This window comes from Streptomyces sp. NPDC031445, from assembly GCF_055581365.1.
The window spans coordinates 212,475-223,236 of the sequence record NZ_JBVIJO010000001.1 but is presented as its reverse complement, the minus strand read 5'-3'; the positions used below and the strand labels follow the sequence as shown (position 1 = coordinate 223,236).

10 protein-coding genes are annotated in these 10,762 nt (G+C 71.7%); 1 reads left to right on the top strand and 9 read right to left on the bottom strand.

Annotation, left to right across the window (positions count from 1 at the left end; all coding sequences use genetic code 11):
- Positions 1 to 110: 110 nt before the first annotated feature.
- Complete coding sequence (locus tag ACZ5DC_RS00875; protein ID WP_366748278.1) at positions 111 to 1,535, bottom strand: non-reducing end alpha-L-arabinofuranosidase family hydrolase; 1,425 nt, start codon at positions 1,533 to 1,535, stop codon at positions 111 to 113.
- A gap of 526 nt (positions 1,536 to 2,061) precedes the next feature.
- Here ACZ5DC_RS00875 and ACZ5DC_RS00870 point away from each other — a divergent pair.
- A complete protein-coding gene (locus tag ACZ5DC_RS00870) occupies positions 2,062 to 3,501 on the top strand; it encodes an endo-1,4-beta-xylanase (protein WP_468648025.1) in 1,440 nt (479 codons plus the stop codon).
- A gap of 96 nt (positions 3,502 to 3,597) precedes the next feature.
- Here the strand turns inward: ACZ5DC_RS00870 and ACZ5DC_RS00865 are convergent, their stop codons facing one another.
- The 8 genes from ACZ5DC_RS00865 to ACZ5DC_RS00830 form a co-directional block, all read right to left on the bottom strand.
- Positions 3,598 to 4,521 (bottom strand): LuxR C-terminal-related transcriptional regulator, encoded by a 924-nt coding sequence (locus ACZ5DC_RS00865; protein WP_468648023.1) that lies wholly within the window; start codon positions 4,519 to 4,521, stop codon positions 3,598 to 3,600.
- 228 nt (positions 4,522 to 4,749) lie between these two features.
- Positions 4,750 to 5,457, bottom strand: a complete 708-nt coding sequence (locus ACZ5DC_RS00860; RefSeq protein WP_468648021.1) for a 4'-phosphopantetheinyl transferase family protein — start codon at positions 5,455 to 5,457, stop codon at positions 4,750 to 4,752.
- A gap of 4 nt (positions 5,458 to 5,461) precedes the next feature.
- Positions 5,462 to 6,061: a nitroreductase family protein gene (locus ACZ5DC_RS00855; protein ID WP_468648019.1), complete on the bottom strand. Its 600-nt coding sequence runs from the start codon at positions 6,059 to 6,061 to the stop codon at positions 5,462 to 5,464.
- Between the two features lie 40 nt (positions 6,062 to 6,101).
- Complete coding sequence (gene ddaH, locus ACZ5DC_RS00850; RefSeq protein WP_468648017.1) at positions 6,102 to 6,944, bottom strand: dimethylargininase; 843 nt, start codon at positions 6,942 to 6,944, stop codon at positions 6,102 to 6,104.
- A gap of 69 nt (positions 6,945 to 7,013) precedes the next feature.
- The gene (locus tag ACZ5DC_RS00845) at positions 7,014 to 7,445 is read right to left on the bottom strand and encodes a VOC family protein (RefSeq protein WP_468648015.1); all 432 of its coding nucleotides are present in this window, start codon (positions 7,443 to 7,445) and stop codon (positions 7,014 to 7,016) included.
- Positions 7,446 to 7,484: 39 nt separating this feature from the next.
- Positions 7,485 to 7,745: an acyl carrier protein gene (locus ACZ5DC_RS00840; protein WP_366748285.1), complete on the bottom strand. Its 261-nt coding sequence runs from the start codon at positions 7,743 to 7,745 to the stop codon at positions 7,485 to 7,487.
- Positions 7,738 to 9,663, bottom strand: a complete 1,926-nt coding sequence (locus tag ACZ5DC_RS00835) for an HAD-IIIC family phosphatase (RefSeq protein WP_468648013.1) — start codon at positions 9,661 to 9,663, stop codon at positions 7,738 to 7,740. Before ACZ5DC_RS00835 ends, ACZ5DC_RS00840 begins: the two co-directional genes overlap by 8 nt.
- Positions 9,660 to 10,706: a ketoacyl-ACP synthase III family protein gene (locus ACZ5DC_RS00830; RefSeq protein ID WP_468648011.1), complete on the bottom strand. Its 1,047-nt coding sequence runs from the start codon at positions 10,704 to 10,706 to the stop codon at positions 9,660 to 9,662. The genes ACZ5DC_RS00835 and ACZ5DC_RS00830 overlap by 4 nt, the downstream gene beginning before the upstream one ends.
- Between the last annotated feature and the right edge of the window lie 56 nt (positions 10,707 to 10,762).

The window sequence follows — 10,762 nt, the reverse complement described above, 5'->3', positions numbered from 1 at the left end:
CCTGCCGGACCAGGCCGAGTGAACAACCGCACGCCGCCCACCCGCACCGAACGAAGCGGCGGCCGGCCCATCGGGACGGGGCCGGCCGCCGGCGGGGTGGACGGGACGGTTCAGCGCTGGAGGGTCAGCACGCCCGGCCGCCACGGCAGCTGGTCGTACGGGCCGCTCGCGGTGGGGGACTTGCCCTGGTACAGGAACTGCAGGTTGCAGGGGTCGACGGTCATGGTCTGGTCGGGGTTGTTGCGGACCAGGTCACCGTGGCTGATGTCGTTGGTCCAGCCGGCACCGCTGTTGGCCTTGCCCGCGAAGGGGTTGCTCTCGCTGGCGGCCTGCGGGGTCCACGAGCCGCTCAGGCTGGAGGCGGTGAAGGAGCGGAAGTAGCGCCCGTTCGCGCCCATGGCCTCGACGATCATGAGGTACTGGTTCTGGCCCTGCACCTTGTAGACCTGCGGCGCCTCGAAGAGGTTGGCCTTCGTGTCGCTCATGACCGTCGTGTACGACGAGCCGAAGTTGCCCGGGAAGTTCCCGATCGGCATGCTCGCCCGGTAGATCTTGCCGTTGTCACCGGCGAAGAACAGGTACATGTTCTGGCCGTCGGCGATCAGGGTCTGGTCGATCGGGCCGGTGTCGGAGCCGGAGATGCTCCCGGTGAACAGCGGTTGCGGAGCGGACCAGCCGTTGGGGTTGGTGGGGTCGCTCGACGTGCGGTAGATGAAGGGCCACGCACCCCACTGGTACGCCAGCACCCAGATGTTCTTGGGCGCGAAGTAGAACAGCGTGGGCGCCACCGCGGCCTGGCTCATCCCGGTCTGGCCGGCCGACGCCATGTCCGTCCAGTTCGTGAAGGGCTGGAACATCATGGAGCCGTACGACGACCCGGAGACGTTCGACGCGTAGACCAGGTGCTTGCCGTTGTAGGTGACGGTGGTGAAGTCCTTCACCGAGGCCCACCCGTTCGCCGGCTGCGCCAGCGCGCCCGTCGACGTCCACCGGTACGTCGACGGAAGCGCACACGTGCCGTCCGGCGGGGTCGTCCCGGACAGACCGGTCCACTTCTGGTTGCTGCCGCCGTTGCACGTCCAGATCTGCACCGCCGTGCCGTTGGCCGTACCGGCACCCGCGGCCTCCAGGCACAGCCCGGACTCGACGCCGACGACCGTGCCGTCGGAGTTCACCCGCCACTGCTGGTTCGCGCCGCCGGAACAGGTCCAGATCTGCACCCGGGTACCGGCCGCGGTCGCGTGGCCCGGAACGTCCAGGCACTTGTTGCCGTACACGGTGAGCTGGTTGCCGTCCGTCAGCGTCCACTGCTGGTTGGTCCCGCCCCAGCAGTCGTACAACTGCGGATACGTGCCGTCGGTCTGGCTGGCGCCCGGCACGTCGAGGCACCGGCCGGAACCGACACCCCGCAAGGCGCCGCTGGAAGCCGCCTGGGCCGGGGCGGCGACGAGCATCGCCGCCAACGCGGCCAGGGTCGCGACCACGGCGGCGAGCACCCCGGACGGGTGCCTGCGGCTGAAACGTCCTCTGTGCATGGAGTACTTCCTCACCCTTGGGTAGCCGGAGCGTCGTTATGACAGGCACATGACACGCATATGCCCGGACTGTCCCTGCACGCGCGATCGAGCAAATCAGGATGTTCGCTATACCGAACGAGTGTCGAAGCTTCGAGCAACCCGAATGATAGAGAACCGGTGAACTGCGTCAACACCTCCCGCATGAATCGCGGTCATGGGCGAAATCGTTCGCCTTCCCATGCTCCGGTCAGCGCTCACTCCGCACAGACGACAACCCTGCGAGGCGTAAGGGCGGCGCAAAAGAAGGAAGTTGCTGGCTCACCCCCCTCGCCACCCCTAATTCGAAAGTTTCGTACAGCGATCGTAAATTTTTCTTGCGAGGAGTATTGACGATCCCTGGCCACCGCCTCAATCATCCCTGTCTGAGACACCGGCCTCATCCGCGCACCACAGCACCCGCACCGCCCCGCTTCGTTCCGGTGAGGTTCGCACCTGCGCATCCGTGTCGCAGTCCATCCGTGATTCCTACCTCGGAGGCACACCCATGGGCTCTTGTGCCCTTTCCCGACCCTCGGCCCGCCGCCGGAAAACCCGCGGCTTACTGCTGGCGCTGGTCGCCGGCGTCCTCGGTACGGTCACCGCGCTGGCCGCGCCGCCGGCCGCACACGCCGCCGAGAGCACGCTCGGCGCCGCGGCGGCGCAGAGCGGCCGCTACTTCGGCACCGCCATCGCCTCGGGCAGGCTGGGCGACTCGGCGTACACGTCGATCGCGGGCCGTGAGTTCAACATGGTGACGCCCGAGAACGAGATGAAGATCGACGCCACCGAGCCGCAGCGGGGCCAGTTCAACTTCACCGCCGCCGACCGCGTCTACAACTGGGCGGTGCAGAACGGCAAGCAGGTACGCGGTCACACCCTGGCCTGGCACTCCCAGCAGCCCGGCTGGATGCAGAGCCTCAGCGGCAGCACGCTGCGCCAGGCGATGATCGACCACATCAACGGCGTGATGGGCCACTACAAGGGCAAGATCGCCCAGTGGGACGTCGTGAACGAGGCCTTCTCGGACGACGGTTCGGGCGGCCGCCGGGACTCCAACCTGCAGCGCACCGGCAACGACTGGATCGAGGTCGCCTTCCGCACCGCGCGCGCCGCCGACCCGTCGGCCAAGCTCTGCTACAACGACTACAACATCGAGAACTGGACCTGGGCGAAGACCCAGGGCGTGTACAACATGGTCCGCGACTTCAAGCAGCGCGGCGTGCCGATCGACTGCGTCGGCTTCCAGTCGCACTTCAACAGCGGCAGCCCCTACAACAGCAACTTCCGCACCACGCTGCAGAACTTCGCCGCCCTCGGCGTCGACGTGGCCATCACCGAACTCGACATCCAGGGCGCCTCGTCCACGACCTACGCCAACGTGACCAACGACTGCCTGGCCGTCTCGCGCTGCCTCGGCATCACCGTCTGGGGCGTGCGCGACAGCGACTCCTGGCGCTCGGGTGACACGCCCCTGCTGTTCAACGGAGACGGCAGCAAGAAGCCCGCCTACACCGCGGTCCTCAACGCGCTCAACGGCGGCTCCACCACCCCGCCTCCCCCCACGGGAGGCGGACAGATCAAGGGCGTCGGCTCGGGACGCTGCCTGGACGTGCCCAACGCCAGTACCACCGACGGCACCCAGGTCCAGCTGTGGGACTGCAACAGCGCCACCAACCAGCAGTGGACGCTCACCGACGCCGGTGAACTCAAGGTCTACGGCAACAAGTGCCTGGACGCCGGCGGAACGGGCAACGGCACCAAGGTCCAGATCTACGGCTGCTGGGGCGGCGACAACCAGAAGTGGCGCCTCAACTCCGACGGATCCATCGTCGGCGTCCAGTCCGGCCTCTGCCTCGACGCCGTCGGGAACGGCACCGCCAACGGCACCCTGATCCAGCTCTACTCCTGCTCGAACGGCAGCAACCAGCGCTGGACCCGCACCTGACGCGACCTGCCTCACACGCCCCCTGCGACCGCACACCGTCGCCGGTTCCGGGTCGCCGCCCTCGTGGCGGCGACCCTCGCCGACGTCGCCGTGTCCCTAGGAGAGCCAGCCCGCGCGAGCGGCCAGGACCCCGGCCTCGAAGCGGCTGCGGGCTTCCAGGCGGGCCATGAGGTTGGAGACGGTGCGGCGCACCGTGCGCAGGGAGACGCCGAGTTTCTTGCTGATGGCCTCGTCGGTGTGGCCGCTCGCCAGGAGGTACATCAGCTCGCGTTCACGGCGGGAGAGGCCGGTGGAGTCGGGGCCGTCCTGTTCGTACCAGGGGATGCCGGCGTCCCAGAAGCGGGTGAACAGGACGTGCAGGGCCTCCACGACGCCGCGGCTGCGGATCTCCAGGGCGCCCTGGCGGACGTCCTCGGGGTCGAGGGGGACGAGGGCGATCTCACGGTCGACGAGGACCATCAGCATCGGAAGGCTGGGGACGGTGCGCGTCTCCCCGCCCAGCGTGGAGAGCCAGTGGACGTACTCCCGCGTGCCGGGGTCGTTGCGGAAACTGTCCTGGTAGAGCGTGCGGAGGGAAACACCCCGTTCCAGGGCCATTTGATCGAGCGGTTTGCTCGATTCCATGACATCCGGGCGCTGGGCCCCGCCGGGGAAGAAAGAGAGGCATTCCGTGCGGGCGGTCGCGGCGAGCTGTTCGAGGCGGAGTCGGACCGCTTCCAGGCCGAAGAGCTGACGAATGATCTCCGGCGCGTGCCGCTGCTGGCCGTACCGCGTGATCAGCGCGGCCACCGAAGAACGGGCCGTCTCCAACTTGCGCTGCTTCGCACCCAGTTCCAGCTCGATGCGGTTGAGCAGGACGCTCAGTCCGACCTCGGGGCTCACCGTCAGGTGCTGCTCGTCGGTCTCCCCGGGGCGGAGAAGGTGCAGGTCGGCGAGGTCGTCCAGCGCGCGGCGGACGGATTTTTCCGGCAGGCCCAGGTTCGCGGAGATGTCCCGCACTCCCATATCGGGCCGTTCCAACAACAATCGGTAGACTGCCTCGACATCCGGCTCCAAACCGAGCACTTCCAGCAACAGCCACTCCTCCCCCTGGGATGGTCAGGTGCCTTCTCACAGCCCCCAGGGACGAAGCGCGACCGCCCCCGAAACTGGTCAGGTGTGAGACCATAACTGAGAGCGCATTTTATCGCTTCGCCGGAGAAACGTTCCTCTCAATCGCGCCAAAAAAGAGGTGCCCATCACGGGACATCAGCGTACGGATACGGCCACCGCCGCGCGATATCCCGCGGGGATCCGCACATCCGCGAGACGCCATCCCGACACCGCTCCCGGCACCTCGCCGCCCCCCACGTACGGCTCCTCGATCCCGTGCGTCAGCCCCGCCCCCAGCCCCTTCAGGCACGCCTCCTTCCGCGTCCAGCAGCGCAGGAACGCCTCCCCGCGCTCCGCCGGCGGCAGCGCCGCCAGCTCCGCCCGCTCCCGGGGGTGCAGCATCGCCGCCAGTTCGCCGGCCGTGCCGGCGGGCGGCGCCGCCTCCACGTCCACCCCGACCGGGGCGCGGGCGAACGCGTACAGCGCCAGCTCACCGCTGCGGGAGAGCGAGAAGTGCAGGTCCGCCCCGCGCGGCGCCGGCCGGCCGCCGGGCCGCCCGCAGCGCTCGCACGGCAGGCGGACAAGCGCCACCTCGGCCGGATCCTGCCCCAGGTACGCGCCGAGCAGCCGGCGCAGGACCACATGGGCCACGGTGTGGCGGTGCCGGTCCGTCGCGTGCGCCAACCGCGACCGCCGCGCCGCCCGCTCCCCGGCGAGCAGACGGGCGGCGTCCGGCCCCAGGGCGTAGGCGTCGGCCCGCACCAGCCACAGCTGCGGCGGGCCGCCCGCCTCCGGCGGTTCCAGCCCCGCGTCCGGCAGGCCCTGCCCGACGGGACGCGGGACCAGCGGCGCGGGAGCACCCATCGGCCTAGGCCGCCCCGTGCCCGGCCGGCACCCGGACCGCCGCGCTCCGGTCCCGCAGGTCGGCGAAGGACGTGATCAGGCCCGACACGTCCTCCATCGGACGGCGGTGGCGCGTCGCCGTGGGGTCGGGCGTCCCGATGTCCAGGGAGCCCAGCAGCCGCTCCCCCGGCTCCAGGCAGAGCAGTCCGGCCGCCGTCGTGCTGCGCGCCAGCGCGCCGGTGCGCCAGATGCTCCCGTAACCGCGCGAGTGCAGCAGCAGCATCAGCGCGTGCGTCATGCACGTGGCGGCCGCCAGCTGCTCCCACTCCGGTATCCGGCCCTCGCGCGGCGAGAAGACCAGCGCGGCGACCAGCGGGGCCCGGCGCAGCTTGGCCCGCATCCGCTCCACCGTCACCTCGTCCCCGCCCGCCTCGTCCGCCAGGCAGCGCCCCAGGGCGTCGCGGTCCTCGTCCCGCAGCAGCACCCACCGCCAGGGCCGCAGCCGCCCGTGGTCCGGCGCGGTGCTCGCGCCGCGGAGCAGATAGGCGAACTCCCCGTCGCTCGGGGCGGGGCCGTGCAGGGTCTGCTCGCTGCGCCTGGTCATGACCGCCGTCATCACGTCCATGGGGAATACCTTCCTGAGTCGGTACGGCTGGTACGGGTGCTCAGTGGCGGATCTCGAGGGTGCAGCACTTCACGCTGCCGCCGCCCTTGAGGAGTTCGGACAGGTCCATGCCGATGGGGTTGAAGCCGCGTTCGCGCAGCCGGCCGGCGAGGAGCCGGGCCGCCTCCGGCAGGACGACGTTGAGGCCGTCGGAGACCGCGTTCAGGCCGAAGACCTCCGCGTCCGCCGCCGACACCTCGAGGGCGTCCGGGAAGAGCGAACGCAGCACCTCGCGGCTGCCCGGGGCGAACGCCTCCGGGTGGTACATGATCTCGTCGCCGTCGAGCACGGCCAGCGCCGTGTCGAGGTGGTAGTAGCGCGGGTCGACGAGCTCCAGGCTGATGACCGGACGGCCGAAGAAGGACTGCGCCTCCTGGTGGCTGCGCGCGTCGCTGCGGAAGCCGTGGCCCGCCAGGACGAAGCGGCCGGTGACGAGGAAGTCGCCCTCGCCCTCGTTGACGTACGCCGGGTCGTGCCGCTCGGTGAAGCCGTTCGCCCGGAACCACTCCAGGTACGCGGGGCCCTCGGCGCGGCGCTCGGCGTTGCGGAAGCTGGCGCCGAGCACCCGGCCGTCGACGACGGTGGCGCCGTTCGCCGCGTACACCATGTCGGGCAGACCGGGCAGCGGGTCGATCAGGTCGACGGTGTGGCCGAGCTCCAGGTACAGCTCGCGCAGCCGCTCCCACTGGAGGACGGCGAGACCGGTGTCGACCGGCTTGGCCGGGTCCATCCACGGGTTGATGGCGTACACCACCTCGAAGTGGGAGGGGCGGCACATCAGGTAATGACGACGGCGCTGGACGCGGGTCTTCGCGGGGGCAGCGGCGGTCGTGTCGGAGGGCATGTTCTCCCCAGGGTGTGAAGGCCATGTGGTGGTGGCGGATGTACGGGAACGGGACGTGCGCGGCCCGCTTCAGCGGGACGGGGCGGGCGGCGCGTAGTGGACCAGCTCCACCAGGAGTTCGGCGGGCTCGGGCAGGTACAGGAACGCGACGCGCATACCGGGGCGGGCGCCCCGGCACGGCTCGGCGTCCAGGGCGAGGAAGCCGCCCCGGCGCAGGCGGGCGGTCTCGCCGGCGAGGTCGTCGACGACGAGGGCGAGGTGGTACAGGCCCGGCCCCTGCCCGGCGAGCCGCCCGTCGACCGCCGACCCGGCGCGCGTGGGCGACACCAGCTCGACGGCGGTACCGGCCCGGTCCCCGGGCAGGTTCCAGAACTCGCAGGCGACTCCGTAGGCGTCGGCCCGCCCGTGGTCCGTGCGGACCATCCCTAGCGCGGTGAGCTGCTCCCCGGCCCGGGCGGGCTCGGCGGTGGCGAGGCCGACGTGGTCGACACCGAGGATCACGGCGGGCCGCCCGCGCGGGGGCCGGTCCCGCCCGCGGGCTCACCCCGCATGGGCCGCCGGCCCTCCCGAGAGGCGGGTCGAGATCTCAGACGCCAGCTCCCCGACCGTCTCCAGCTTCATGTAGGCGCGCAGGTCCAGCTGCACGCCGTACGTCTGCTCGACGGCCGCCAGCAGGCGCATCGCCGCCAGGCTGCCCCAGCTGCCGAGGGCGGTGAAGCGGGTGTCGGGGGCGAGGGACTCGGCGGGGTGGTGGGAGACGCGGGCGACGAGGGGTCGCAGGGTGGTCATCGTGTCAGACATGGGCCGGGGCCTCCTTGGCGACCAGGGTGATCCAGTCGGGGGTCAGGGCGGGGAGCCGGTCGAGACGGGCCTCGTGGTGAACGGTCTCGTCGTCGCCGGCGGGTCCTTCGGCGCGGGTGAAGCCGGCGGAGGGGTAGAGGGTCGCGGCGGGTGCGTTGCGGGCGGTGGGGCGGAAGCGGGTCTCCAGGACGGCGGCGCCGGCGGCACGGGCGGTGTCGGCGACGTACTGCAGGACGGCCCGCTCGACGCCCCGGGCGAGCACCCGGCAGCTGAGGACGAGGTTGCGCACGGTCCACCGGTCCGGGCCCCGGTCCAGCCAGACACCGCCGACCACGCCCTCGCCGCCGAAGCGGTCGGTGACCTCGACGGCGAGCACGAGGTGCCCGGGGTCGCCGGCGAGCCGCCGGGTGAGGGCCTCACCGTGGGCGCGGCCGGTCATGTTGAACTGGTTGGTGCGCTGTTCGAGCTGGACGAGCCGGGGCAGGGTGTACGCGTCGGCGGGACCGACGGTGACGTGGATGCCGAGGGCCCGCAGATACTCCTCCGCCGTCTCGTGCGTGGTGCTCAGCCGGTGGCGTTCGCGCCGGCCGCGGTAGAGCGCGGTGCGTTCGGTGTCGGTGGCGGTGACGCCGAGCTGGGCGAAGCGGGCGGGTTCGAGGAGCCTGGCCGAGTGGCAGGCGGGGTCGCCGTCCAGGCCCACGACGTCGACCTGGGGCAGGGAGCCGGCCACCATGCCGCACTCGAAGGGGCTGTCGTCGGCGAAGACGAACGCGTCGAGCCCGAGGCCGAGTTCCTCGGCGAGGGCGGCGACGTGCAGGTCCTTGCGCTGCCAGTCGGCGAGGACAGCGACGAAGTCGTCCGGGCGGAGCACCATGTCCGGGTGGCCGGCCAGGGTCTCCTCCACGAGGGCGCGTTCGTTCTTGCTGCACACGGCGAGGAGCACGCCCTGGCGCCGCAGGGCCAGGGCCCGGCGCTGGAGGTCGGTGTAGCAGTCGCCGGGGTAGACCGTGCCGAGTTCGATGCCGGCGGGGCCGTCGTCGCCGAGGACGCCGCCCCACAGCGTGTTGTCGAGGTCGAGGACGAGGACCTTGCGGCCGAGGCCCGCGACGGCCCGGCAGAAGGCGGCGGCCTCACGGGCGTAGGCCAGTTGCGCGGCCGGCGTCCACGCCATCCGGCCGAACCGGTACTGCCGTTCGTCGCGGACGGGGCCGGGCACGTCGGCGAGGAGCGCCTCCAGGTCGACGGTGTAGACCCCGTCGTGGGTCTCGCCGGCGGCGAGGAGCGCGATGTTCGCCTCGCGCCAGATCCGGCCGAGCGCCGCGCCGCCCCGGAAGCTGATGACGCTGCGCCGGTCGGGGCGGGGCAGCGGCACGGTGTGCAGGAGGACGGCGCAGCCGGTGCGCGCGGCGAAGCCGGCGGCGGCGGCCGTGTGGGCGTCGACGCGGTCGCGTACGGCGGTGCGGACGCCGTCCAGGGCGGACGGGTCCCAGTCGCGCGGCAGCAGGGCCCCGGCGTCCAGGAGGCAGAGCGTCACCTCGGGCGCGAACTCGGCGAGGGCGGAGGCCGGGTCGGTGAGCTGGACGCCGAGCTGGTCGTAGGGGCACAGGTGGAGCTCCGCGTCGATGCCGCCGGCCAGCAGGGCCGCCCGCAGCAGGGGGACGACGTCGTCGGCGGTGAAGGTGGCGGCGACGGCGACCCGCAGGGTGCTGACGCGGGTGGCCGGTGCGCGGGTCAGCCGGGCCGCCGCCACGCCCTCGAGCAGCCGGCCAGCCTCGTGCAGCAGCAGGGGGTCGGCGACGGCGCCGAGTTCGCCCATGAGTCCCGTGTCGGTGGCCGCGGGCGAGTCGCGCAGGGCGCGGATCCGGTCCAGAAGCTCGTCCCCGGGCAGGGACGCCGGGGCGGGCGGCGATCCGGTCATGACGCGGCGGCCTCCCACCGGGGTTGTTCGAGGATCTCGACGACGGCGCAGGCGTACGTGAAGCCCATGCCGATGCCGCAGAGCGCCACCCGGTCGCCGGGGACGACCTGTCCGGTCTCCAGGAGGTGGGTGAGTCCGGCGATCTGGTCGGCGGCGCCGATGTGCCCGACCCTGCGGCCCCACTCCCAGGTGGTCTTGGCGTCCTCGATGCCGAACATGGACCGGAAGTCGAGGTCGTTCAGGGTGCGGCCGACGTTGGTGAGGACCCAGCGGTCGATGTCGCCGGCGCCGAGCCCGGCGTCGGCGAGCGCCACGGAGACGCTCTCCTGCTGGCGTTCGGTGAGCGACTGGACGATCTTCAGGAGGAGTTCGCCGTTCTCCAGGAGGTACTCGTCGCGGCGGGCGCGGAGGTCGACCGGCCCGTCGCCGTCGGCCGGGGCGTCCTCGAAGGGCTTGTTGCCGAGGTAGACGGCCCCGTAGGTGCCGTCGCTGATGACGGCGGTGGAGAGCAGCCGGGCCACGCCGCCCCGCCGGGACAGCACCAGCCCGGTGCCGCCGTCACCGAAGACCACGCCCTTGTCGGAGCGGTAGCGGTCGAAGGCGGGGAGGGCGAACACGTCGCTGGTGGTGAGCAGGGCGGCGGACTTCTTCGGCCGGGCGGTCAGGTAGGCCGCGGCGATCTCCAGGGCGGCCAGGCCGCCGTTGGAGTACTGCTTGACCTCCACGGCGGCGGCCCGGCCGCCGATGGTGCGGCCCTGGACGTAGGAGGCGGGGGCGAAGTGGTCGAGGCCCTGGTGATGGCAGCTGGAGTGGACGACCAGGTCGATGTCGTCGGGCTCCACGGTGGCGCGTCCCATGGTGAGGTCGGCTGCCTTGACCGCGAGTTCGACGGCCGGGCCGTCGTCGGCCACGCTGATGGAGAGGAAGCCGTCGGCCTCCGCCTCCGCCGCGTCGTACCGTCCCTCGGCCACCGCGACCGAGGTCTCCTCACCGCGGCCGAGCACCGCACCGCAGGCGTTGAGATAGATTCCGTTCCACCGCATGGAGTGCGGTCTCCTTCCGTCGTGCGGTCCCAGGGCCTGTCGTGTGCGACGCGTCC